A 26272-nucleotide genomic window follows, 5' to 3' on the forward strand; every position below is an offset into this window, starting at 1 on the left:
GAAAAATGCCGGAACAGAATGAAAACTCACCACCACAGAAAAGAAAAACAAAAAGAAGGCTGGCACTTAGCGTAGCTGCGGCTTTATTTGGTGTACAGTCAGATAAAAACCGCCAGCAGGACTTTAATCAGCGAAGTCCCTGGCCGTTTATTATTGGCGGTGTCATCGCCATTGTGGTTTTTGTCGCCTTGTTAATCGCGGTTACCCTCTCGGTCACCGCAATCCATTAATCGTTGTGCTGACAGTCTGTCGGTTTGAACAGGGCCAGTAACTCATCAACCTTATTACGCCCCGCACCATTACGACTGATCGTTCGCTTTACCTTCACCACCGACAAATCGGCGCCATGGTATAAACGCCGGGTCAGGGTGGTATCATGATTGGAAATCAATACCGGAATATCACGCTCGGTTGCCGCTTTTTCTGCCGCATCTGCCAGTGCAGCCTGATCATCCAGACTAAAGCCATTGCCCGCATACGACGTGAAATTAGCGGTAGTCGACAGCGGCGCATAAGGTGGATCGCAGTAAACCACACTGCCTTTGCGCGCTCGCGAAAATGTCTGGTGGTAACCCTCACAGACAAACGTGGCACGTTTCGCTTTATTGGCGAAATAATACATTTCATCTTCAGGGAAGTAAGGCTTTTTATAGGAACCAAACGGCACATTAAAGCCGCCTTTTTTGTTATAACGGCATAATCCATTAAAACCATGGCGGTTCATATAGAGAAAATACAGCGACCGCTGATAGGGATCCTGAGTCTGATTGAAAACATCACGAATTTCCAGGTATGCCCCTTTCTGGTTGTATTCAGGGGTGAACAGGGTTCTGACATCTTTAACATACTGATCTGGATTTTCTTTGAGGATATTATAGAGATTGATCAAATCCGGGTTTATGTCCGCCAGTAAATACTGTTCAAAGTCAGTATTCAGAAACACCGAACCCGCCCCGACAAAAGGCTCAATTAACTTACGCGCGGGTGGCAGGTGGCGTTGGATTTCCTCAACCAGAGAATACTTACCCCCAGCCCATTTCAGAAATGCACGATGCTTTTTCATTCAGCTAAACCTACCACCAATACCAAGACCCCTCGAAAGGTGGCGGATTGTACCTTATTTATCACCTTGTCTGATACCAATTACCGGAAATATCTACCACCAAACCGCAAGGATATTAAGATTATTTTACCCGTTCAATTTCGCGATGGATCTGGGCATAAGATTTTACCCAAGGCTGTACGGCCTGAACGCTTGTGGGCAGCTTGGTTTCAGCCCGGCGTGCGGTCACGATATCCAGGTAATCTCCGGTGATCACGATAAACCACGACTCACCATTACGGCGGGTTTCATACAGTGTGGTTATTTCACTGATATCATGTTCCGTGACAAACTTTTTTGCCGCCGCTAACGACTTCAATGCCGCCAACTGCAGCGTATAGTGACGACTGTCAATCGCCTTTAGCTCGCTGCCAAGCACGCTTACCGGCCGAAAGCCAGTTTCAGTCGCTGAAACCGCCGCAGGCTCTACCGTTTCAACCAGAGGCTCTGCTAACGTCGTCATTGCGGTTTCATTCGGTCGCTCTTGCTGATCGATGGTTTGCTGAGTAATGGCCTGTTCTCCACTGCCGCCGAGCGCTTGCTCCGATATCATGGCATCAACAACCTGTGATGGCACCACCACACGTTTGCTCTCATCATTACGCCCAACAGTTAAGCCTTCAAGCGACAGTTCAGGTGGCAATACATGAGAATCATTATTGATCCCATCTTGCGGTGACACAGGCTTAACGGTCGCCGGATCGCGTTTATCAGCTTCGACCAGTTCGGGTTCATCAAAACGGCCGGTGTTCAGGCTCGCAGATGATTCTTCTACCGCTGCCACATTGTCCGTATTAACGGCTGTTCTCATGCTTGTATTGGCTGTTGTCTCGTCATCGGCCGGGAACAGCCAAAAGACGAGACCCGCAGCAACAACCGCAAGCAGTACAATAAATAATGCGGCGGGTGAAAGAATACGCGATGACGAGTGGGTCATGTCTTTACTCTCTGTATGATCTAATTGCATTAAAGCACCCGGGCGAGCAGCCATGGTGGCGGCCTTTTCTCTGAGTACACGTCTTCCATTTGCATCCAGCTGATCGCCAGAAAGCATAACTTCGACAAAGCTTTGTACTTCTTGTTCAGTTAAATCAGAAATTTCTAACTCTAGCGGCAATTGCCCCTGACCATGAGAGACCTGATCTAAATATTTATTGAGCCGCCCGGGCTGACTCAACAGCAATACATTGATCTGCCACAGAGGTTCATTTTGCGCTTTTAGCACTAAAGCCCATAATTCAGCGATCATGGTAGGGCTGAGTAACTGGGCGTCATCAATCACTAGCAACACATGGCAGCGATTACCTTCCAGCATGCGTTCAAGGCTTTGCTCCAGGGGATCCTGGTCGTTAAACAATGGCTTGGCTACTAGCTGCTTCAATAAAATTGAGCGGTGCTGGCTATCTGTCTGGGTCGGATAACACGTCAGCAGTGCCTGATTGGTGTCGGCGGCACAATGCTCCAGATAGCGTTGTGCCAGCCAGGTTTTTCCTGCACCGTCACCACCAGTGACCTGAATGAGATTAGAACTAAAACGGGTTAAGAATTGAATTCGGGAAAGCAATTGGATCTGGCTGTCCAGATCCAATGTTCTAGCATTACTGTCGCTTGTCATTTCGGTTACAACTTAAGCATCAATCACACGACGCAGAACGTCGTGTGATACATCCGATACCACCTCTGCTGTACCAATTGATGTTGGTAATACCAGCCTCAACTGCCCTGATAATACTTTTTTATCTCGCATCATATGCTTGATAAAACTGTCAAAGTTCATCGAGTCCGGCGCATGAACAGGCAACTGTGCACGCTCATGCAGGCGGATAATACGGGCCACGTCACCTTGGCTCAGCAACCCTTGCTCGCAAGCAGTCTTTGCAGCTAACACGGTACCGGCCGATACAGCCTCACCATGCAACCACTGACCATAGCCCATTTCCGCTTCAATCGCGTGACCGAACGTATGGCCTAAATTGAGTAAAGCGCGGACGCCAGACTCTTTTTCATCGGCGGCAACCACATCGGCCTTGATCTGACAACAACGACCAATGGCATAACACAGCGCATCGTTATCCAATGCCTGTAGTTTTTCAATGTTCTGCTCTAACCAGACAAAAAATTCATAATCGGCAATAATGCCATATTTAATGACTTCAGCCATGCCTGCCGCAAATTCGCGTGAGGGTAAGGTTTGCAGGCAATAATTATCAATCACTACCGCTTTAGGTTGATAAAAAGCCCCGACCATATTTTTGCCCAGCGGATGATTCACGGCGGTTTTACCACCAACCGATGAATCGACCTGAGACAATAATGTTGTCGGTACCTGAATAAAATCTACCCCTCGCTGATAACTTGCCGCAGCAAAACCGACCACATCACCAACCACCCCTCCACCTAGCGCGACAATCACCACATCACGGCCATAATTACCTTCCAGTAAGAAGGTCATGATTTGGTTAAACGTATCTAACGTCTTGTATTGCTCGCCATCGGGTAACTCTAGCAGCGCAACCTCACACTCTAATGAGCGGATGGTTGTCATCACCTGTTCAGCATAAAGCGGCGCGACTGTCTCGTTACTAACCACGACGACACGTCGACCTGCACTGATTACAGGCGAAAACAACGCCGGGTTATTAAATAACTCGGCGCCGATAGAGATAGGATAGCTTCTGTCACCTAAATTGACGTTGATCCGTTCCATGGTCAGCTTCTCTTGTGTTATTAACGCTCTTCAATCATTTTGATGATTTGGTTAGCGACCACTTTCGCACTTTGATCGTCAGTGCGAACAACATAGTCAGCTACCTCTTCATACATCGGGTTTCGTTCCGCCGCAAGTGCCTCCAGCACTTCGCGTGGCTTGTCAGTCTGCAGCAGTGGGCGTTTTTTATCACGTTGTGTACGTGCTAACTGTTTTTCAATAGTAGTTTCCAGATAAACCACCACACCACGTGCAGATAAGCGATTACGGTTCTCTTTACTTGTTACAGAGCCACCGCCTGTCGCTAACACAATACCTTGCTCTTGTGTCAGATCATCAATGACAGCTTCTTCGCGAACGCGGAAACCAGCTTCGCCTTCAACATCGAAGACCCAACTGATATCAGCACCGGTACGTTCTTCAATGACTGTATCAGAGTCAAAGAATTCCATATGCAGTTGCTGTGCAAGATGTCTACCAATAGTACTTTTGCCGGCACCCATTGGGCCGACTAGGAAAATATTTCGTTTTTCAGCCATTTTTAGCAATTTTACGCGCGGTTAAGAAAACGACACCGCCCGCAGGCTATGAATAAAAGCCCGAGGCGCCAACTTCCTCACATATAATTCGTGATAAGACCGAAAATTATCTCAGGACTCACGACCATTTGGCAATAGCTAGAGCCCATCAAAAGCGAAGTTTACTGAAAAACGATCGTTGGAGTGACAAAAATCAATAACTCACGCTTACCCATTTCTTCCAAACTATGACGGAAAAGGGCCCCTAAAACCGGCAAATCACCCAATAATGGTACTTTTTCGACGGAGTTATTGATTTGCTGTTCATAGATCCCGCCCAGAACAACCGTCTCTCCATTTTCAACCAATATCTGGGTGCTGATGCGCTGAGTATTGATTGCGACGGCCTCTCCGGTGCCAGTACTGATTGTAGCACCCGGCTTATCCTGGGTAACAACCAGATCAAGCACCAGCTTATTATCCGGTGTTATTTGCGGAGTAACCATTAAGCTCAGCACGGCCTTTTTGAAAGAAACCGAGACCGCGCCACTGGATGCAGCCTCCAGATAAGGTATTTCCGTTCCCTGCTCGATATAGGCTGTTTGCTTGTTGGTCGTCACTAAACGCGGACTGGAAATAATTTCTGCCTTAGATTCAGCCTGCAGCGCTGACAACTCCAAATCGAGCAAGATATCGCCAATTTTGGCAACCTGAAAAGCAATACTCGATGCCCCGGTTTTCACCGCCGCTAAATTAACATTAAGAAAGTTATCAACGGTTGAGTCACCATCCAATAATCCGACGGAATCAAGATTATGTTCAATGGATCCCCCAAGCGTGAAGTCACCCTTTCGCTTCGAAAGCCCCCAGCGAACCCCGATCTCATCGACATCACCTTCATCCACCGTCACAATACGCGCTTCAATCTGGACCTGTTTTACCGGCCTATCCAGGGCGGCAACAATCGCTTTGATACCGTCAACACTGTCATTAATATCTTTGATTATTAATGCGTTGGTTCTCTCATCCACATGCAGGGAACCACGCGGGGACAACATGCTGATCCCCCCTTCACTACCTTGCAATAAGCTGGCTAAATCCGAGGCTTTGGCATAGCTCACCTGAATAAGCTCCGAACGCAGTGACGCCAACTCTTCTTCTTTGCGCTTTGCCTCCAGCGCTTTCTGTTCATTCTGTGCCAGCTCAGCCTTTGGCGCGATCAGCACCACCGATCCCTGAACTCGCTTATCCAGCCCTTTGGCCTGCAGAATAATATCCAGTACTTGTGGCCACGGCACATCATCGAGGCGCAGAGTCACATTACCCTGTACGGTGTCAGAGACGACCAGGTTAAAATCATTATATTCAGCAATAAGCTGCAGCACATTACGTACCGGCACATCCTGAAAGTTAATCGATATTGGCTTGCCTTTATAAGCCAGCTTCTGCTGTTGTACTTCGTCTTCCCTTTTTTGTCTGGCGCTGACCAACACGTCAAGCCTGGTGCCCTTCAAGGTATAATCATAGTTAAAAGCCGAGGTCATCTTAAGCACCAGCTTGACACCTTTGCCCGTCCGGAAGGTCTCTATCGAACTCACTGCCGTGGCAAAATCAGCGACATCCAGCACATAGATCATCTCATCCGCAATGCTGGTATCGACTATTTCAACGTGCAACTGGTTACCCGATTTCCGTATATCCACCAAAGTCTGCACTTTTTCCAACTGCACACTTAAACGCCCCCGCCCCTCCTTGTCGCGTTTAAAATCAATCTTGGTAACCTGATTATCCATTTTGCTGGCTGCGGCAACTGTCCATGCCATAGGAGCAATGCACAAACAGAGAACAAGCAGACGCACAATTTTTGCTGTCATGACTGTCGGAACATTTATTTTCATTCGTTTTTGAGCCTCTTCCTTGTCTTTAGGGCTGAGTCAGAGTCAGCTTCATTGGCCTTGTCAGCCAACAACCAACGCCATCGGGCAACGTTTCTTCAATCTCAATACTACGGGAACTAACACGCTGGACCTTGCCATGGTTTAAGCCGAGATAATGCCCTTCCCGAATTTTTACCAGCTTTCCTTCCGGGGTATAAATTAATGCCCAGAGCAAGCTGTCATCGCCAAGCACACCTTTCATCGTCAGTTGGCCGAGCGGATAGTTTTCCAGGGATGTTCGGGTTCGTTGTAAGTCCGGCTGCCAGCAGTCTTTGTTACTGCCCTCTTCGCGATCCTGCTGCTCAGGCCGAGGACGAACAAAGGGGATCCGGTGGCTGGTCATCACAAATTCGTCAGCAACAAACACAAACGGTTCGGGTAGCGGCTCAACGTTAGCTTTCGCCTCGGTATAAGCTTGTGAGATAAACGCCTGGATCGGTTCTTCATTGGCTTGGCACCCCAAAAGCAATAACGTCAGCGGTACAGTAAGCCATAATTTATTCATGGTGATCCCTGATAATTACTCGGAAGCTTTAAAGCGATAGGTACTGGCAGAGACTTTCAGCGACAACGTCTCTTGCTGCCCAGTTTGTTCGACCACTTTTAAATCAAAGTCTTTCAGCGTGACAATACGGGATAGCTTGGCAATCGATGCTGCAAACTGACCGATTTCCTCATAACTGCCGGTTAATTGCATATTCAGCGGCAGCTCGTAATACCATTGCAGTTCAATGCGCGGCGCCCATTGAATACGCTGGAACTCCAGCCCGTTTCTGATCCCGATATCATTGATGCCTGACAATAAGCTCGCCAGCTCTTTTTCTACCGGCAGCTGGTTGATCACGGTGTGGTAACGCTGCTCCAGCTCCTCAATCTGTTTTTTCAGTGTCGGCAACTCAGCGACCTGGGCGGCTCGGTCAATCAGCTTGACCCGTAACGCCATCTCTTGCTGCTTAAGGCTTACCAGCTCATGTTGCAACGGGGTCAGCCAGTACCAGTAACCAACTGCGGCGACAACGAGTGCCAGAAAGAGTACGACAACCGACTGCGGAATAATCGGCCAATCCGTGATTTCATCTAAATCTAAATCATGCCAGTCACTCACCCTTTTTCTCCTTGCGGGCGCTTCGGTTTAGGTTGCTCTTGCGCGGCAGCCGGATCCTCATCCGTGGCCCTGACCATGTTGAAAGACGCTTTGAAACGAGTGAGCTCCTCTGCATTTTTTCCTTTGGTTGCAATAATCGAATGCATCGCCACATTTTCCAGCCAGACTGAATGCTCTGCATTCGATAGCAGCGATGCCAACCGGCCATTCGACTCACCCACGCCATTGAGCGATACGTTTCCCGCTTTTAACGTTAAATCTTCCAGATAAACACCGGGAGGCACTAGTGCCGGTAACAGACTGAAAAGTTGAGTCACCCGATTCCGCTCTTGCTGAATATCAACAATCACCTGCAAACGCTTGTTTAACGCATCACGCTGTTTATCGAGCTCGGGTAAAAATGCCCGTCGCCGCTCCAAAACCGCAATCTCTTGCTGTAACCGCTGATTTCGTGACTGCTGTAATGCCTTTTGCTCAACGATATAACTGGCAGCCAACCAATGAACCGCCACAACCGTGGCGACGGCAACCACCAGCAGGGCGACAAAACGTTGCTTGTGTTTTTTCCGCTTATCTTCACGCCATGGCAGCAGGTTTAATTTATCGATCATTCGGCAAGTCCGCGAAGTGCTAATCCCGCCGCAACGGCATACTGGCTGTACCTTCCCGTAGAGATAACATCAAGTTTTCGACTGCTGGAAAAGCAACTCAACGGATTCATCCATACCGCCTCAATGCCCAGCCAGCGGCTGAGTAACTCATCAGAGACCACATCCTGGCCCCCACCACACAGCCAGAGACCTTTCAGTGCTGCTCGTGGATGGGTGGAGTTATACAGCTGAAATTGACGTTTCAGGTGATTGGCCAGTTGCTTGGTAAAACTTTCCATCACATCTGACGGTAATGAAGAAGGTTGTTCTGGCAATGAGAGCATCCGCATGTTGTCACCCCCCCCGACACTGGTGTCCGGGATCTGGCTGGTACCAAAGGCGATTTCTCGATGATAGGCCGCCGCGCCAGTGGGTTTAATACAGAATCCGGTCTGGCGCTTACCTATATCAACGACGCACCAATGATCATTCATTCCCGACGTTGTCCTGTAATGGTCGGCCAGCCACAGCAAAGCATGGGTTTGTAGCTCCATCACTTTCGGGCTTAGACCGGCTTTTTTAATCGCGGCAATACGACTATCGATGGTGTCTTTGCGTGAGGCAAAAACCTGATACGGTACCGTCATTGCCGGTGAGGCAAACGAATCGGAGACCAAGGGAAAGAAATCCATCCAGAGTTCTTCGACCGGAAAGGGTGACGAGGCTCCAAGTGCCTGAGAAACGGCAAACTCGGCCTCTTCGTCACTCAGATCAGCATCGAGCTGAATGACTTTACTGATCACTGCGCTATCGGGTAGGGCCAGCGTCACTTTTCTTGCGCCAAAAGGTAAGCGCTTTTTTAATTTACGCATCACTGACAATAAGGCGGTGGTGTTCACGCTATGCTGATCATTAATAATTCCAGAAGTCAGAATGATTTCAGCAAAGCCAGATAATTTCAGTTGGTCTTTTTTTTGATTCAGCACAACCGCTTTAACGCTGTGGTTGCCAATATCTATTCCGACACTTAATGGGTTACGAAACATACCGTGTTATGCTCCCTGATAACGGAAAAGCAAACTATTTCTAATAAACACCATCCAGTGGCATTAATTTTATTTCTGTTTATCTTTATACTATTGGTTGAAAGATAATGGATAATGACCGGTTGGACGATGGCGTAACGGGAAATCTCAAGTGAAGTTCATAAAGCGATTACTTATACTTGCAATGATTTGCATAACTCTTGGAGTCAGTACAATCTTTGGCTTTTACTTCTATGTAAAACCAGAGCTCCCAGATGTTGCAACACTAAAAAATATCGAGCTGCAAACCCCCATGCAGGTATTTAGTGCTGATGGACAGCTGATCTCACAATTCGGTGAGAAGCGGCGTATCCCATTAGAACTGAAAGACATTCCACCTCAAATGCTAAACGCATTTATTGCTACCGAAGACAGCCGTTATTACGAGCATCCGGGAATTGACCCGATAGGTATTGCCCGTGCCGCATTTGTCGTTGCCACTTCTGGTTCAGCCAAGCAGGGAGCGAGTACGATTACCCAGCAGCTCGCGCGCAACTTCTTTCTCTCTAACGAGAAGAAAATCATGCGTAAGATCAAAGAGATCTTTATCGCTATTCATATCGAGCAGTTGCTGAGTAAAGATGAAATTCTGGAACTCTACCTCAATAAAATATATCTCGGTTATCGTTCTTATGGGGTCGGGGCGGCGGCACAAGTATATTTCGGCAAGGAGGTCGGTCAACTGACGCTCAGTGAAATTGCGGTGATTTCCGGCTTACCCAAAGCCCCGTCAACCATGAACCCAATTTACTCGCTGGATCGTGCAACAACACGCCGCAATGTCGTCTTGGGCCGGATGTTTGATGAAGGCTACATTACTCAAAACGAACTGAATCAGGCGCGCTCTGAACCTATCACTGCTCGTTACCATGGCGCAGAAATTGAGTTGAATGCACCGTATTTTGCTGAACGCGCCCGTGCCTGGATGCTTGAACGCTATGGTGAGGATGCATATGTCTCCGGGATGCGTATCTACACCACCGTGAATGCAACCTTACAAAGGGCGGCGGAACGTGCCGCCATCAGCAACTTGCTAAATTATGATCAGCGCCACGGCTATCGTGGTGCCGTGGCGACACTGTGGCAACCCGGCCAAGCCGCATGGGGTACCACTTCAATCACCGAGCACCTGAATAAACAGCCTGCCTACGGTGACTTAGTCGCAGCCGTTGTCACCAAAGTAAATAGCCAGTCTGCCGAGGTTGTGATCAAAAGCGGTGAACACGTTAGCATCGAATGGGATGGCATGAAGTGGGCTCGTCAATTTATCACCGATACCCGTCAGGGTCCCGCGCCAAAATCTGCCACCGAGATCCTGACAACCGGTGAGCAAATCTGGGTACAGCAACAAACTCGCACCAGTGAAGACAATACCGAAAGTCAAGCCTGGATACTGAGTCAGGTTCCCGATGCCAATACCGCTTTTGTGGCCGTTTCACCGCACAATGGCGCAGTCTCGGCAATGGTCGGCGGCTTTAATTTTGTCCACAGTAAGTTTAACCGTGCTACCCAGTCAGTGCGCCAGGTCGGCTCGAGTATCAAGCCCTTTATTTATTCTGCTGCTTTAGATAACGGTATGACACTGGCGACCTTAGTCAATGATGCCCCCGTTAACCGCTGGGATCAGAGTCAGGGAACCGCGTGGCGTCCGAAAAACTCACCGCCAACCTATAATGGTCCGACACGTCTGCGCCTGGGCTTAGCCCAATCGAAGAACGTAATGGCCGTTCGGGTATTGCGGAGTGTCGGCCTAGATCAAACCATCAGTTACCTGACCCGCTTTGGCTTTAAACGTGAAGACTTACCTCGCGCCGAGGCCATCGCTCTGGGCGCCGGTAACTTAACACCGATAGAAATGGCACAAGGTTTTTCTGTTTTCGCTAACGGTGGTTACTATGTTGAGCCTTACTTTATTGAACGAGTTGAAGATCCCTATGGCAACCTGATCTATCAGGCCAACCCAAACATTGTGTGCAATAGTAAATGTCAGCAGGAACAACAGCAAGCAGGGGATCCTGTCGCGACCAGCCGAGCGGTGCTGAACGATATTGCCATTAGTGAGCAGGAACTGAGTACTGCCGGCAGTGATCAGGAACTCGATCAGCAGCAGGTTAACTACGCGCCTCAAGTAATTTCAGAGCAAAATGCATTTCTGGTGCGTGAGATGATGGAAAGTAATATCTGGGGCGGTGGTGACTGGCGCTATGGTTCTGGCTGGAATGGCACCGGCTGGCGGGGTCAGGTACTGAAGCGACGCGATATCGGCGGCAAGACCGGTACCACTAACGGATCGAAAGATGCGTGGTACTCGGGTTTCGGACCGAACATTGTCGCGACGGCCTGGGTCGGCTTTGACAGCCATAGCCGCGAGCTTGGCAGAGCGTCCTGGAACAATAATCTGGACAAAGAGCAGATTTCCGGCGGTGAGGCGGGGGCAAAAACAGCTCAACCGGCATGGGTCGAGTTCATGAAGGCCGCGCTGGAAGATGTCCCGGTTCAACGTAAGCAACTGCCGAATGATATCGTGACGGTGCGTATTGACCGTGAAACCGGCAAATTATCCAACCGTGATGATTTTAGCTCAATGTTTGAATACTTCACCAAAGGCTCAGAGCCAACCGAGATGGTGACTGAGGGCGGATCATACGGCGTGTTTGAATCAGAGAGCTCTGATGAACTGTTCTGAGTAACATCGGCTAATCAAGACCCACACAAAAAGAGCGCCGGAATGGCGCTTTTTTTGTACCTACTCCGCCAGCGCCGCAGGTATCTGCTCTTTGATCAACCACGCTATTTTTTCATAACGCTCCCGCAGCGGTGAGCCTGGCCGGTAAGCTAAGGTGATCAATCGGGTCGGTGCCGGATCATAAGCCCTAATATAACTGACACCATCACGACTGTGCGCTTTTGGTGTCGCCAGCTTCGGCAACAACGTAATCCCACTGCCTGCCGCTACCATGTTACGCAGCGTCTCTAAACTGGTCGCTTTAAATTGGCCGTCTTCTTTGGCGCCGGCAGCAAAGCAAAATCCCATCGCCTGATCACGCAAGCAGTGGCCATCCCCTAACATCAGCAAAGTTTCACCACTGAGGCTGGCCATATCCAGCGACGTTTTCTCTGCCCAGGGATGAACATCGGGAACAGCAACAACCATAGGTTCGTCGTACAATGGCAGCTCAATAAAATGTTCGGTTTCTTTTACCGCAGCCAGAATAAGGCAGTCCAGCTTGCCAGTTTCAAGCTGATGCACCAGCTGATGGGTTTGAGCCTCATGCAGGAACAATTCCAAATCGGGAAATGACTGCTTGAGGGTTGGGATAATCAACGGCAACAGGTACGGACCAACCGTTGGAATAAAACCGATATGCAGCGGGCCAGCCATACTTTCACCTTGCTGGCTTGCCAATTCGGTCAGAACTTTCACTTCCACCAAGACCTTCTGTGCCTGCGCCACCAGACTCAGCCCGGCATCGGTAAATAACACCCGGCGACTGGTACGCTCTAGCAACGAGACCCCTAATTCGTCTTCCAGCTTGCGGATCTGCCCGCTCAGCGTCGGCTGACTGACAAAGCAGGCTTCTGCCGCCTTTCTGAAATGTTTGTGCTCAGATAAAGCAACCAGATATTCAAGATCACGGATGTTCATGTGGCTTTTGCTCAACGATAGGAATTAACTATCAAAACCATAGCAGCAAACGATTGGAGCTATCAAGCCAGAAATCGCATAATCATCACATCAAAACGGAGAGCAGATTGATACGCTCCAATTGAACCAGACAAACAATTAAAATTTAAGGAATACGATTATGTTTACATCTAAAGAAGGTCAGGCTGTACCACAAGTTACTTTCCCAACCCGCCAGGGCGACCAATGGGTAAACGTGACAACAGAAGAGTTATTCGCAAACAAAACGGTGGTGGTTTTCAGCCTGCCGGGGGCATTTACCCCGACTTGTTCTTCAAGCCACCTGCCGCGTTACAACGAGCTGGCATCCGTTTTTTCTGAGCACGGTGTTGACGACATTCTGTGTGTATCAGTAAACGATACCTTCGTAATGAACGCATGGAAAGCCGATCAGGAAGCAGAAAACATCACTTTCATCCCAGATGGTAACGGTGAGTTTTCACAGGGCATGGGTATGCTAGTCGACAAAAAAGAGATCGGTTTCGGCCCGCGTTCATGGCGCTACAGCATGCTGGTCAAGAACGGTGTAGTAACAAAAATGTTCATCGAAAATGACGAACCAGGCGACCCGTTCAAAGTCTCAGATGCCGACACCATGCTGAACTACGTTGCACCAAACCACAAGATGCAAGAGTCAATCACTGTATTCACTAAGCCGGGCTGTCCGTTCTGTGCCAAGGCAAAACAGAATCTTATCGATAAAGGTCTTCAGTATGAAGAGGTAATCCTAGGTAAAGATGCAACGACAGTGAGCCTGCGTGCCGTATCAGGCAAGAGCACAGTACCTCAGGTATTCATCGGTGGTAAACACATCGGTGGCAGCGAAGAACTAGAAGCGTACCTAGGCTAATCCGGCCAAAGCAATAATAAAGTGGGTGGGGTGAGCGTACCCCACCATGACGGAGATTTAGGCCGGATACTGGCAAGACTTGACTGGAGAGAACCGAAATGAAAACCCTGAATGTTGATGTTGCAGTTATTGGTGGTGGTACTGCAGGCCTGGGCGCATACCGTGCAGCCAAAGCCCATACAGATAATGTAGTAATAGTTGAAGGCGGCCCTTACGGCACCACTTGTGCACGTGTGGGTTGCATGCCATCGAAACTACTGATCGCCGCGGCGGAAAGCGTTCACCAGATCGAAAAAGCACCGGGCTTCGGTATTCATCCACAGGGAGAAATCGTGATTAACGGCCGTGAAGTCATGGACCGGGTAAAGCGTGAACGCGACCGCTTTGTTGGCTTTGTGCTGGAAGGGGTTGATGAGATCCCTGCGGAAGACAAAATTTCTGGCTATGCCACATTTATCGACAACACGACCCTGGCTGTTGATGACCATACCCAGATCACGGCCAAGCGTATTGTTATCGCTACCGGCTCTCGGCCGGCTTACCCTGCAGCGTGGAATGAGCTGGGGGATCGCCTGATCATCAATGACGATGTATTTGACTGGGACGACCTCCCCCGCTCAGTGGCCGTATTTGGTCCGGGCGTGATTGGCCTTGAACTTGGTCAGGCGCTAAAACGCCTTGGGGTTGAAGTGGTAATGTTTGGCCTTGGCGGCCAGGTTGGCCCGCTCACCGACCCAGCTGTGATGGCCTATGCCGATAAAACCTTCAACGAAGAGTTTTACCTCGATGCCGATGTCAAACTGGACAGCATGAAGCGCCAAGGAGACGTCATTGAAATCAAATATTGCGGCAAAGATGGCGAGCTCAAAGAGATCACCGTTGATTACGTACTGGCCGCAACCGGTCGTCGACCTAACGTCGACAAGCTGGCGATTGAAAACACCACGCTTGAGCTGGATGAACGCGGTGTACCTGCTGCCGATCACTTCACTCTGCAAACGTCCGTCGACAGCATTTTCATCGCCGGCGATGCCAGCAACCAGCTACCGCTGCTGCATGAAGCTGCCGATCAGGCACGGATTGCTGGCGATAATGCCGGACGCTTCCCGGATATCCGCGCCGGACTGCGCCGCTCCACGATCTCGGCGGTATTTTCCGACCCGCAAATCGCAATGGTTGGTGAAACCCACAAGGAAATCATCACCCGCCTTGGCAACTGCGGTTGCTTCGAAACCGGTGAGGTGTCATTTGAAAACCAAGGCCGCTCACGTGTCATGCTGCGCAACAAAGGGGTGCTGCATGTTTACGGCGAACACGGAACCGGACGCTTCCTGGGTGCCGAGATGATTGGCCCGAATGCCGAACATCTGGCGCACCTGCTGGCGTGGGCGCACCAGAACAAGATGACCGTTGCCGAGATGCTGGATATGCCTTTCTACCACCCGGTGATTGAAGAAGGTGTCCGTACCGCCCTGCGTGACCTGAACGCCAGGCTGCACCTGGGTCCGGCAATGATTAAACACTGCCTGGACTGCGGCCCGGGCTGCTAATCAATAGAATGTACTGGTACCAGTAATACCGGTAAAAATATGCCCTCACCTGGTGAGGGCTTTCCGTTAGCGCATAGCTGAAAGTGTTTGCGCCTAATTAAGCGTACAATGCAGGTGTCATGGGGTGATTTGAGAACTAAACAATGGGATGTAACCGCTGCCGCAGTCGTGCTTTCAGCCAACAGGCGTTCAAACAAAAGTTAGGCCGTTGTCGCCAATGCATGGGGCAGCTAACCATGCTAAGTGGATTAAGTTGGGCCGCGTGGTGGTATTTCTACCGTAGCCAACCTGCCATGGTTGAATCTATCGCCCTCATCTTTGCCGCCAGTGCATTTTCACTGTTGCTCGCGGCCCACCTGCTGGTCGCCTTCATTCGGCGCCTACGTATCAGACCAACCGGGATGAAATAGTCTGAAATTCTTGTTATTAAAGAAAAAACCGGCTAATAGACCGGTTTTTATCTTTTAAGTCGTTTTATCCAAAAAGGCCGATAAATTCAGATTTAAGCCACATTCACGGTCGGAATAGCCAGTTCCTGATCCAGCCGCACCTCCAGTGCCACTTCATCGCAGGCATGCTGACGCGGGCAACGATCGCAATCTTTCATCACCTTTTCCGGCAGCAATGATTTAGATGTCGGTATAAAGCCCTGCTTCATAAAGAATTCTGGCACCCGGGTTAGGACAAAGACATTCTTAATCGCCATCTGGCGGGCCTTCTCAAGCAAATACTCGACAACCGCCTTGCCCTGCCCCTGATGCTGCCAGCCGGCTTCTATACCCAGCGAGCGGATTTCAGCCAGACCTGAATCATAAACATAAAGCGAGGCACAGCCTGTTACAGTACCGTGGTGTTCGGCGACCGCAAAAGAGCCGATATCGCGCACCAGTTCATTGCGTTTACGCGGCAGATTTTCACCCAGGCCAGCCCAGTAAACCACCATGCCTTCAATCGCGTCGAGATCAGTGAGACGAGCGCCGCGTACTTTCACCTCGGGTGAATAACGCTTCTCTAACCGCTTCTCAACCTGCCCAATCGCATAGTCGACCTGATTAGGCGCCACGCCTCCTAGCGCGCAACGCTTATCTAAGCATGACTCAATAGTCAGGATCGGATAGACATCCTCTTCAATTACCGCAGAAAATGCTTTCATCTCATCAAGTGACAGCTCTTCTAAGGCACATCCTTTAGCAATAGCGGCCACAACCGCTACCCCCACAATGTGGTGCGCCTCGCGGAACGGAATGCCTTTTGCCACCAGGTAATCCGCCAGCTCTGTGGCATTCGAATAGCCTTGCATGGCAGCTTCGAGAGTACGCTCTTTGTTAACCTGAATACCGTCAAAACAGAGTGCTGCCATTTCCATGCAGTCATTCCAGCTGTCTAGCGCATCAAAAAGACCTTCTTTATCTTCCTGCATGTCTTTGTTGTAAGCCAGTGGTAACGCTTTAACGGTCATCATCATACCCGTCATGGCCCCGTAGACCCGGCCACATTTACCTCGGATAAGTTCAAGAGCATCCGGATTTTTCTTTTGTGGCATCAGTGACGATCCTGATGTCACGGTATCCGCTAACTCAATGAAATTCGATTCACCCGAGTTATAGAAGATTAAGTCTTCCGCCATCCGTGACAGGTGCAGCATCGAAATTGACGCCGTCGATAGCAATTCCATCACATGATCGCGGTCAGAGACTGAATCTAAGCTGTTACGAGTCGCCCGTTGAAAACCAAGGCTATGGGCCAGCATTTCACGATCAATCGGATATGCCGTACCCGCCAGTGCGCCAGAGCCCAGAGGACAGGTATCAAGGCGATTTAACGCATCATGCAAACGCGAGTAATCACGCTCAAACATTTCAACGTAAGCCAGACACCAATGGGCAAACGTGACGGGCTGAGCACGTTGCAAATGGGTATAACCAGGCAGGACGGTGGCTTGATGCTCACGCGCCACCGACACTAGCTGATTTTGCAATTTATCAAGCATAAGAAGAAGCTCTTGCCCCTGCTGACGGCACCAAAGTTTCAGATCAGTCGCGACCTGGTCGTTACGAGAACGTCCCGTGTGCAGCTTCTTACCTAAATCACCGACTTTGCCGATTAGCTGTTGCTCAACCCAGCTGTGAATGTCTTCGGCATCAGAATGTAAAATCTGCTCCGGATCTTCCATCACGGCTAGTTTCAGCTCATTCAGCGCCAGCTCTAACCGCTGCTGCTCACCTTCCGTCAACACATCAACCTGGTGCAGTGCTTTTGACCATGCTATAGAACCAACGATGTCCTGCTCCGCCAAACGGTAATCAAAACGTAGTGAATCGTTGAACTGCTTAAACCGTGTGTCAGCTGCCTGACTAAAACGTCCGCCCCATAATGCCATGGTACTTCTCCTATGCTTCGCGACTCGACTTGCTCATTGCTTCAATGAAATTATTTTTGTTTTTTCAGTTCGTTCAACGCACGAATACGACTTGCCAGCGAGTAAAGACGAATAAAGCCGCCGGCATGACTGTGGTCATACACCTCATCTTCCCCGAAGGTCGCAAACTCTTCTGAGTACAAGCTGTTCAGCGAGCGTTTCTGAACCACAGTCGCCTGACCTTTATACAGTTTTACCACAACTTCGCCACTCACATCTTTAGCAAGTTCCTCGGCGGCGGCTAAAATCGATTTACACAGAGGGGTAAACCAGCGGCCATCGTAGATGAGGTGCGAGGCTTTCAAGCCGACCGTTTCACGGAACTCGTACGATTCTTTATCCAGCACGAGTTGCTCAACGGCACGCAGGGCTTCGTTCATGATGGTGCCACCCGGCGTTTCATAACAACCACGGGACTTCATGCCAACCAGACGGTTTTCAACGATATCGATACGACCGACACCGTGCTCGGCACCTTTTTCATTGAGATATGTCAGGGCATTAAATGGTGACATTGCCTTGCCGTCAACCGCAACGACTTCGCCTTTCTCGACCAGAATTGACACTGTTTCCGGGGTGTTTGGTGCGTCTTCCGGATCTTTTGTCCATACCCAGCATAGTTCATTCGGCTGGTTCCACGTATCTTCCAGCACACCGCCTTCGGTAGAGATATGCCATGCATTGGCGTCACGCGAATAGATTTTTTCCAATGTTGAAGTGCAAGGGATATCACGCTCTGCCAGGTAATCCAGCAGGGCTTCACGGCTACGCAGATCCCATTCACGCCAAGGTGCAATCACAGTAAGGTGCGGAGCCAGAGCAGCGAAGGCTCCTTCAAAACGAACCTGGTCGTTGCCTTTACCTGTACAGCCATGGCACAGTGCATCCGCCCCCACTTTCAGGGCACACTCGACCTGCGCTTTGGCAATGATTGGACGCGCCATGGACGTACCCAGGAGGTATTTCCCCTCATAAATCGCACCGGTTTTCAAGCTTGGGTAGATATAGTCTGCCACCATCTCTTCTTTCAGATCGGCGATATAACAAGATGATGCACCTGATGCGATGGCCTTCTCTTCAATGCCTTCAAGCTCTGCTGCGCCCTGGCCAACATCGGCAACGAACGCAACCACTTCACAGTCATAGTTCTCTTTCAGCCATGGAATGATTGCTGATGTATCCAGACCGCCGGAATAGGCTAATACGACTTTAGTTACCTTGCTCATGATGCTCTCCTCGTGCCCGCTCGACGGTCATCCCGTTCAGGCTGCTTTAAAATGTTCTGAAATAAATTGTTCTACAACTGTTTTTGTTAAAACCCCATTTCGACTGTACTGTTGGCAGTGACAGTGAATACAGGCTTTACACCGAAAATTTAGTACCGATACTCTGGCCATCAAATAATGCTGCCAGCCTGTCGGGATAACGCCAGGTGGCGACTTCAATCGGACGGCCTAAGGCTTTTGCCGCTTCAAAAGCCGCACGAACTTTTACGATCATGCCGTCAGTGATCACCGCTTGAGTGATCAAGGCTTCAGCTTGTTGCTCTGTTAGGCTCGGGATCAGGTGTCCCTTGCCATCTAATACGCCGCTGACATCCGACAGCAGTACCAATTCCGCATCGAGAGCGGCGGCGACAGCAACAGCCGCCTGATCGGCATTCACATTCATCAGTTCACCGTTGGCATTAAGGCCAATTGAACTGACGATAGGCAAATAACCCGACGCCATGATTTGGCTTACCAGGTCGCAGTTACCCGGCGCGGCCTTACCCACCGCCCCTAAGTCCGGATCCAATTCGGTGACCTGACACAGCCCGCCATCAGCCAGACTCAGCCCCACCGCCGAAACACCGGCTTTCATCGCTTGTCCTTGGAGTATTTTGTTCGCGGTTCCCGCCAATGCGCCGGCAATAAATGGGATCAGCTCTTTCGGCGTTACCCGAAGCCCTTCTTTCTTAACGGTCTCCAGTTGTAATTTCTTCATCAAATCATCAACCAGGTAACCGCCGCCATGTACGATCAGTAATGGACGCTGGGCGCTTTCCTGATAGTGATGAATGGCATCAAACAACTTTTCCAGCGTTTCATCACACGACAGCGCTGCACCGCCTAATTTAATAACCAAAGGGATCTGACTCATGGTGACGGCTCCTATACCAACGCAGTTAATTGCGCGAAGTCATTTCGAATATTTATGCACTGCACCGCCTGACTGGAGGCGCCTTTCCATAAATTATCAATCGCAGATGTTAAAATAATGTGCTGACCCTGTACTTTCCAGCCAATATCGCAGAAGCAGGTATTGACAACATTCTGGATACTGGCCGTTTGCTCACCCAGCAGCCTGACTGCATGGCCACCAGCAATCCCCGGATAGGCCATCGCCATTGCCTGCCCGACCTGCTCAGCCTCGACACCCGCCGCTAGCTTCGCGGTAATCGTCGCCAGAATACCGCGCTTGAAGCTGCCTAGGTGGGGAGTGAAAATCACTTCACTGCCGAGGTGGTTGGCAATTTCCGGTTGGTGGCGGTGACTGAACAGGCCATAAGCCTGTAAACTCACCTCACAAAAACTATTGATCATGGATGCTTTACGCCCTGCCCCCGACACCCCGCTCACCGCATTGATAACAGGCCATTGATTTACATCGAGCAAGTCAGCTTCAATCAGGGGTTTAAGCGCCAACTGAGAAGCCGTTGGATAACAGCCGGGCACCGCAATTAACTGGGCATGTTTAATCGCCTTGCTGTTCCATTCCGCTAAACCATAAACGGCCTGTTCCAGCCATTGAGGGTGCTGATGGACAAAGCCGTAATACTGATTATAGAACTCATCATCCTTTACTCTGAATGCACCAGATAAATCAAACACCTGACAACCGGCGGCCAGAAAAATCGGAGCCAGGTCATGGCTCACTTCATGGGCTGTTGCCAGTAAAACAATGTCCGCCTGCTCGGCAACCGCAGCCGGTTCAGATAAAGGTTGCAGCGGCAGATCCACGATACCCTTGAGCTGGCCATGCAGATCGCTGATGGGCTTATTGGCATCCAGGCTATTGGCCGAGACAAACAGGCCTGCCAATTGAAGATGCGGATGGACATGCACCATTTTTGCCAGCTCAGCGCCGGTATAGCCGCTGGCACCGATAATGAAGGTGTTCAACATAAGAAATTCCGTTTTATCTGCTTTGGTTTTTTGTAAAGCATTAGGTTTTGAAACAGTGCTGTTAACACAGCGAGTGATGGGGTGCACGAGAGGCACCAAGCGAATCAGACTTAGCGTCGTCGGAGGGAGTTCTGATTGTTGATCTTCGCTTGGTTCATGTTAATTTTTTCCTACTTCTGGCTTAAGAGCCCGGTTGCATTTGTTATCAATCAGCGCAAGAAAATACAAATAAATACTTATTCATCTTGCTTGCATTTATATTTTTACCGTCTAATCCTTAGGCTGTCAACAACAGAAGTAGAAAAAATGGTCATTTCAGGCTTTAGCTATGCTTATAAAGAGCGGATTTACCAATCGGTTCCTCGCTCTGCCAATATACGGTTCGAAGCAAAGCAATGAGACGGGCATATCTCTGGTCATCAAAAACGACAGTATTGCCGGAGGAAATTTTGCCGGCTTGCCATTTCACTGACAGTAAAATGACACAAATAATGTGCCACATGACACATATTGACGAAATAAACTTTCAGGACGAAAAGCAGAGTATGACCAAAATCAAGGTAGACTCGATTTATCGCCCGCAAATGCAATCACGGTTGACCTGAAAGTGGGATCGCGGATAGATTGTCACAATACTGTTGCAGATTGGATGTAACAAAATTACGAGATGGATACGATATGAAGGAAAAATACAGCGCGTTAAGAAGTAACGTAAGTATGCTCGGCCACATGCTGGGTAATACCATTAAGGATGCACATGGCGAGCCTCTGTTTGAGAAGGTGGAAACCATACGTAAGCTGTCAAAATCGGCTCGGGCAGGTAATGACGACGATCGCGCGAGACTGATCGATGAATTACAAAACCTCCCTGATGATCAGCTTCTTCCTGTTGCTCGTGCCTTCAGTCAGTTTCTTAACCTGACCAATATCGCCGAACAGTACCATACGATCTCACGCCACTGTGAAGAGCACATTTGCAGTCCGGATTCTATCGATTCCCTGTTTGGTAAGCTCAACGCCAATAATGTCAGTCAGCTTGACTCTATTCAGGCGGTGCGTGATCTGAACATTGAGCTGGTACTGACGGCTCATCCGACAGAGATTGCCCGTCGCACCATGATCCACAAACTGGTACAGATCAACAAGTGCCTGTCGAGCCTTGAGCTGAGCGAACTTTCTCACAGTGAACGCCTGCGCGTGGAGCAACGCCTAGAGCAGTTGATTGCCCAGGCCTGGCACTCTGACGTCATCCGCAAACAGCGACCGACGCCGCTCGATGAGGCCAAGTGGGGATATGCGGTGGTAGAAAACTCGCTGTGGCAAGCGGTGCCTGAATTCCTGCGTCAGTTTGACGAGAAACTGGTTCACCATCTGGGCGAAGGCCTGCCTCTTGATGCCTCACCGGTTAAATTTACCTCATGGATGGGAGGAGACCGCGACGGTAACCCGTTCGTGACCTCAGAAGTCACCCGAGAAGTGCTGTTGCTGTCCCGCTGGAAAGCCGCCGATCTGTACCTGGGGGATATCCAGGAACTGGTTAGCGAGCTGTCAATGGTCATATGCAACGATCAGGTTCGCGAGCTCGCCGGCGATGAGCATGAACCCTACCGTGCCATCCTGAAAAAATTACGCACCGAGCTGACCAACACCCGCGACGTGCTGGATGCCAAAATTCAGGGCCATGACGCGCCTAACCTTAAAGTGATCACTCATGTTGATCAGCTGTGGGATCCTCTGCACGCTTGTTACCAGTCTCTGCACGCTTGCGGCATGGGGATTATTGCAGACGGTCTGCTGCTTGACGTTCTGCGCCGTATTAAGTGCTTCGGCATTCACCTGGTCCGTCTTGATATCCGCCAGGAAAGTACCCGCCACTCTGATGTTATTTCAGAGCTGACCCGTTATCTGGGGATCGGCGATTACGATCAGTGGAGCGAACAAGATAAGGTGGCGTTCCTGATCCGCGAACTGGCGTCAAAACGTCCGCTGTTACCACGCGACTGGCAGCCCTCAGCAGAGGTCCAGGAAGTCATCGATACCTGTAACACCGTGGCCGAACAACCCCGCGAAGCGCTGGGCGCCTATGTGATATCAATGGCACGTACCGCTTCTGATGTATTAGCGGTGCACCTGCTGCTGAAAGAAGCAGGCTGTCCGTTCCGCATGGATGTCTGCCCGCTGTTTGAAACACTGGAAGATTTAAACAATGGCGCCGCCGTCATCAGGCAATTGATGAACATTGACTGGTACCGCGGCTTCATTCAGAACTACCAAATGGTGATGATCGGCTATTCTGACTCAGCGAAAGATGCCGGGGTGATGGCGGCAGGCTGGGCACAGTACCGCGCAATGGAAGAGCTGGTTGAGGTCTGTGAAGAGGCGGGGGTTGAACTGACTCTATTCCATGGCCGCGGCGGCTCTATCGGCCGTGGTGGTGCACCGGCACATGCCGCACTGCTCTCTCAGCCTCCTCGCAGCCTGAAAGGCGGCCTGCGTGTTACCGAGCAAGGGGAAATGATCCGCTTTAAGCTGGGCCTGCCGGATGTGGCAGTCAACAGCCTGAGCCTTTACACCAGTGCCATTCTTGAAGCAAACCTGCTACCGCCACCCGCACCAAAACAAGACTGGCGCGATCTGATGGACGTGCTGTCTGAAGTTTCCTGCGAAGCATACCGCAACGTGGTGCGTGGCAATGAGCAATTCGTGCCTTATTTCCGCGCCGCGACGCCAGAGTTAGAGCTGGGCAAACTGCCATTAGGCTCCCGTCCGGCGAAGCGAAACCCGAACGGCGGGGTCGAAAGCTTACGTGCGATCCCTTGGATTTTTGCCTGGAGCCAGAACCGCTTGCTGCTACCTGCCTGGCTAGGTGCCGGTGAGGCGATCCAGTACTCAATCGACAAGGGCCATGCCCAGCTACTCGAAGATATGTGCCGTGAATGGCCCTTCTTCTCGACCCGCCTGGGCATGCTGGAGATGGTGTACAGCAAAACCAATGTCGGCATTGCACAGTACTATGATCAGCGCCTGACAGATAAGTCATTGTGGCCGCTGGGTCAGCAACTGCGCGATCAGTTGCAACAAGACATTAAGACGGTGCTGAATGTTGAAAACAACGCGCACCTGATGGAGCAGGATCCGTGGGGTGCCGAAGCCATTCGCTTACGTAATATCTATGTCGAGCCACTCAACATGCTGCAGGCTGAATTGCTGTACCGGACGCGCCAGCAAGAAGAAATATCACCGATACTGGAAGAGGCGCTGATGGTCAGTATCGCGGGTATCGCAACGGGAATGAGAAACACGGGTTAATTTGCCGCACCGGAGAAAAAATCAGATAAAGGTCACTTCGTGTGACCTTTATTTTATCCTACCTGAACCGCCGTATCCCTGTTGAACACCATGATCTTATCGCCCAGCGTTTATTTTATTCTGACGCAATATTGAGACAAACGCCCAGCAATGTCTTGCACTAGAGTAAATGATGAACCTTGTGAAAGCAGGTGATGCAAAACCGATTGCAATGCCAGTCTGGATAAAGGTCACATGATGAGTAATTGACAGCCTAAGTGAATAAATTATTTATTCTGTCAGGTATCAGTATTGAGCATATTGATGATATCCTATGTGATCTCGATCAGGCAGTGCAACATGACGATTATAACAAACGCCAAAGAGCGAAGGGTAACGTCCGGTTGATTGTATTTTTTACTTTGCAGTATTTTATCGGATAGAAGAGATGTCACTACCACACGTAATTTTAACCGTGCTAAGCAATCGCGACGCAACCGGTTACGATATCACCAAAGAATTTTCACACAGCATCGGTTATTTCTGGAAAGCGAGCCACCAGCAGGTGTATCGCGAACTGAATAAAATGGCCGGCAATAACCAAGTAACCTGTCAGCTTGAACCTCAGGAAGGTAAACCGGACCGTAAGGTCTACTCGATTACCGATCTAGGCCGTCAGGCATTATTTGAATGGTTCCAGGAACCCGCTCGCAATCCAACGATCCGCGATGAGTTCTCGGCCAAGCTACTGGTTTGCGGTGTTCATAATTCAGAGCCAATGCAACAACAGCTTGAGGCGCTCATTGAAGAGTCTCACTCGCTAATGAACAACTATGAGGAGCTGGAAAAAGTCCACTTTGCTAACTACAAAGAAATGGATCGCCAGTCTCGTCTTGACCGCCTGACTCTTCGCCGCGGCATGCATAACCGCCAGGCGTGGATTAACTGGGCAGAAGAAGTTCTGGCTGAGCTGAAAGATCTGGATAGCGAAACAAGCAAGGTTGCGATCACCAAGTAACGGAATATCGCTATTTCGCCATACCGACTAAAAAAGCCGCTCAGAGCGGCTTTTTTATTGGCACCGATAGCATGTCCCTATTGGGATTAAGCCTCGACTCCTGGCTTTACGCCCAGGGTATGACAAATGGCATAAGTCAGTTCTGCCCGGTTAAGGGTATAGAAGTGAAAGTCTTTAACCCCTTCGCGGCTCAGAATTCGCACCATATCGATCGCATTGCTGGCACCAACCATCTGGCGGCTAAGCAGATCGTCATCCAGCCCCTGATATTGCTTCTCTAACCAGCCTGGAATTTTAACGTTGTTCGCCAGTGCAAATCGCTTGGCTTGCGTCATGTTGGAGACAGGCAGGATACCCGGCACAATTTCGACATCGATACCCGAGGCTGCACAACGGTCGCGGAAACGCAGATAACTTTCGACATCAAAAAAGAACTGAGTGATCGCACGGTTCGCCCCCGCATCGACTTTGCGCCTGAGGTTGATCAAGTCGGACTGAGCACTTTTCGCCTCTGGATGCACTTCCGGATAGGCAGCCACCGAAATATCAAAATCGGCCTCCTTACGTAGCAACTCAACCAGATCTGCAGCATACATATCAGGCTTTACGCCTTGTTGGGGTAAGTCTCCGCGTAATGCCACGATGTCGCGGATCCCATTGTTCCAGTAATCACGGGCAATGGTACGCAGCTCATCGCGGGTGGCATCAATACACGTCAGGTGAGGGGCCGCGATAAGCCCGGTTTGATCCTTAATCTCTTTAATAATGCTGTGAGTTCGATCCCGCTCACCCGAGTTGGCTCCATAAGTCACTGAGACAAATTTCGGCTTCAGCGTTTTCAGACGATGAATAGAATTCCATAGGGTTTCTTCCATTTTCTCACTGCTTGGCGGAAAAAATTCAAACGAAACATTAATGTCACCATTAAGATCTGCAATATTTTGATTTAACGAATCTAAGTGACTTGCGTGAGAATACCCCATAGTCAATCCCTTCCTATTCTGGCCTGCCCTCGGCCTATTCAGCAACAAATGTGACGTCTGAGAAATAACCGTTTAGACGTCTATATGTCTACAGAATGTCTTGTAACCAAATTAATGTCAACAAAGTGATCATGAATTTTTCTCAACTTCACATTGCATAAACTTCAACATCCCTTAAACACAAAAGCCCGCTACGGGCGGGCTTTTGATGGATATCTGGTGATTAATTCCATATTTGCGTTATACAGCGCTATATCCAGCCGAACAG

At 49.9% G+C, this 26272-nt stretch carries 22 protein-coding genes; 7 read left to right on the top strand and 15 right to left on the bottom strand.

Going from position 1 to position 26272, the window contains the following annotated elements; all coding sequences use genetic code 11:
- The first annotated feature begins 5 nt into the window (after positions 1–5).
- Positions 6–230, top strand: a complete 225-nt coding sequence (locus tag R3289_RS09660; protein ID WP_318925298.1) for a DUF2970 domain-containing protein — start codon at positions 6–8, stop codon at positions 228–230.
- Here the strand turns inward: R3289_RS09660 and dam are convergent.
- From dam to pilM, 9 genes are all read right to left on the bottom strand, one after another.
- The gene (gene dam, locus R3289_RS09665; RefSeq protein WP_318925299.1) at positions 227–1063 is read right to left on the bottom strand and encodes an adenine-specific DNA-methyltransferase; all 837 of its coding nucleotides are present in this window, start codon (positions 1061–1063) and stop codon (positions 227–229) included. The two genes, R3289_RS09660 and dam, sit on opposite strands and share 4 nt — an antisense overlap.
- A gap of 121 nt (positions 1064–1184) precedes the next feature.
- The gene (locus tag R3289_RS09670) at positions 1185–2717 is read right to left on the bottom strand and encodes an SPOR domain-containing protein (RefSeq protein WP_318925300.1); all 1533 of its coding nucleotides are present in this window, start codon (positions 2715–2717) and stop codon (positions 1185–1187) included.
- A gap of 12 nt (positions 2718–2729) precedes the next feature.
- A complete protein-coding gene (gene aroB / locus R3289_RS09675) occupies positions 2730–3809 on the bottom strand; it encodes a 3-dehydroquinate synthase (RefSeq protein ID WP_318925301.1) in 1080 nt (359 codons plus the stop codon).
- Between the two features lie 20 nt (positions 3810–3829).
- The gene (aroK, locus tag R3289_RS09680; RefSeq protein WP_107283445.1) at positions 3830–4348 is read right to left on the bottom strand and encodes a shikimate kinase AroK; all 519 of its coding nucleotides are present in this window, start codon (positions 4346–4348) and stop codon (positions 3830–3832) included.
- Between the two features lie 161 nt (positions 4349–4509).
- Complete coding sequence (locus R3289_RS09685) at positions 4510–6225, bottom strand: type IV pilus secretin PilQ (RefSeq protein ID WP_413466692.1); 1716 nt, start codon at positions 6223–6225, stop codon at positions 4510–4512.
- Between the two features lie 25 nt (positions 6226–6250).
- Positions 6251–6769: a pilus assembly protein PilP gene (locus tag R3289_RS09690; protein WP_318925302.1), complete on the bottom strand. Its 519-nt coding sequence runs from the start codon at positions 6767–6769 to the stop codon at positions 6251–6253.
- Positions 6770–6784: 15 nt separating this feature from the next.
- Entirely contained in the window at positions 6785–7369 is a 585-nt protein-coding gene (locus R3289_RS09695; RefSeq protein ID WP_318925303.1) for a type 4a pilus biogenesis protein PilO, read from the bottom strand.
- Positions 7366–7980, bottom strand: coding sequence for a PilN domain-containing protein (locus R3289_RS09700; RefSeq protein WP_318925304.1), 615 nt, complete (start codon positions 7978–7980; stop codon positions 7366–7368). The genes R3289_RS09695 and R3289_RS09700 overlap by 4 nt, the downstream gene beginning before the upstream one ends.
- Positions 7977–9005, bottom strand: a complete 1029-nt coding sequence (pilM, locus tag R3289_RS09705) for a type IV pilus assembly protein PilM (RefSeq protein WP_318925305.1) — start codon at positions 9003–9005, stop codon at positions 7977–7979. Before pilM ends, R3289_RS09700 begins: the two co-directional genes overlap by 4 nt.
- A gap of 151 nt (positions 9006–9156) precedes the next feature.
- Here pilM and R3289_RS09710 point away from each other — a divergent pair, with 151 nt between their 5' ends.
- Positions 9157–11730 (top strand): PBP1A family penicillin-binding protein, encoded by a 2574-nt coding sequence (locus R3289_RS09710; RefSeq protein ID WP_318925306.1) that lies wholly within the window; start codon positions 9157–9159, stop codon positions 11728–11730.
- A 60-nt stretch (positions 11731–11790) separates the two neighbouring features.
- Here the strand turns inward: R3289_RS09710 and oxyR are convergent, their stop codons facing one another.
- On the bottom strand, positions 11791–12690 hold the full coding sequence (gene oxyR, locus R3289_RS09715) for a DNA-binding transcriptional regulator OxyR (protein ID WP_318925307.1): 900 nt from the start codon (positions 12688–12690) through the stop codon (positions 11791–11793).
- A 160-nt stretch (positions 12691–12850) separates the two neighbouring features.
- Between oxyR and R3289_RS09720 the strand changes: the two genes are divergently transcribed.
- The 3 genes from R3289_RS09720 to R3289_RS09730 all read left to right on the top strand — a co-directional run bounded on the left by R3289_RS09720 (position 12851) and on the right by R3289_RS09730 (position 15539).
- Positions 12851–13579 (top strand): glutathione peroxidase, encoded by a 729-nt coding sequence (locus R3289_RS09720; protein ID WP_318925308.1) that lies wholly within the window; start codon positions 12851–12853, stop codon positions 13577–13579.
- 98 nt (positions 13580–13677) lie between these two features.
- Complete coding sequence (locus R3289_RS09725) at positions 13678–15129, top strand: dihydrolipoyl dehydrogenase (protein ID WP_318925309.1); 1452 nt, start codon at positions 13678–13680, stop codon at positions 15127–15129.
- Positions 15130–15272: 143 nt separating this feature from the next.
- The gene (locus R3289_RS09730) at positions 15273–15539 is read left to right on the top strand and encodes a DUF3624 domain-containing protein (protein WP_318925310.1); all 267 of its coding nucleotides are present in this window, start codon (positions 15273–15275) and stop codon (positions 15537–15539) included.
- Positions 15540–15631: 92 nt separating this feature from the next.
- Here the strand turns inward: R3289_RS09730 and argH are convergent, their stop codons facing one another.
- The 4 genes from argH to argC form a co-directional block, all read right to left on the bottom strand.
- Positions 15632–17509: an argininosuccinate lyase gene (gene argH / locus R3289_RS09735; RefSeq protein WP_318925311.1), complete on the bottom strand. Its 1878-nt coding sequence runs from the start codon at positions 17507–17509 to the stop codon at positions 15632–15634.
- 50 nt (positions 17510–17559) lie between these two features.
- Entirely contained in the window at positions 17560–18774 is a 1215-nt protein-coding gene (locus R3289_RS09740) for an argininosuccinate synthase (RefSeq protein WP_318925312.1), read from the bottom strand.
- Between the two features lie 136 nt (positions 18775–18910).
- Entirely contained in the window at positions 18911–19690 is a 780-nt protein-coding gene (gene argB / locus R3289_RS09745; protein WP_318925313.1) for an acetylglutamate kinase, read from the bottom strand.
- Between the two features lie 11 nt (positions 19691–19701).
- A complete protein-coding gene (argC, locus tag R3289_RS09750) occupies positions 19702–20715 on the bottom strand; it encodes an N-acetyl-gamma-glutamyl-phosphate reductase (RefSeq protein WP_318925314.1) in 1014 nt (337 codons plus the stop codon).
- A gap of 678 nt (positions 20716–21393) precedes the next feature.
- On the opposite strand from argC, the gene ppc reads away from it, so the two are divergent.
- Positions 21394–24024 carry a phosphoenolpyruvate carboxylase gene (gene ppc / locus R3289_RS09755; protein ID WP_318925315.1) on the top strand — a complete coding sequence of 877 codons (2631 nt, stop codon included), beginning with the start codon at positions 21394–21396 and terminating at the stop codon, positions 24022–24024.
- A 427-nt stretch (positions 24025–24451) separates the two neighbouring features.
- Positions 24452–25021, top strand: a complete 570-nt coding sequence (locus R3289_RS09760; protein WP_318925316.1) for a PadR family transcriptional regulator — start codon at positions 24452–24454, stop codon at positions 25019–25021.
- An 86-nt stretch (positions 25022–25107) separates the two neighbouring features.
- On the opposite strand, the gene metF is transcribed toward R3289_RS09760, so the two are convergent.
- Positions 25108–26004: a methylenetetrahydrofolate reductase gene (gene metF / locus R3289_RS09765; protein ID WP_318925317.1), complete on the bottom strand. Its 897-nt coding sequence runs from the start codon at positions 26002–26004 to the stop codon at positions 25108–25110.
- Positions 26005–26272 lie beyond the last annotated feature (268 nt).

Origin of the sequence: Photobacterium sp. (genome assembly GCF_033720175.1) — a bacterium.
Taxonomy (GTDB): Bacteria; Pseudomonadota; Gammaproteobacteria; order Enterobacterales; family Vibrionaceae; genus Photobacterium.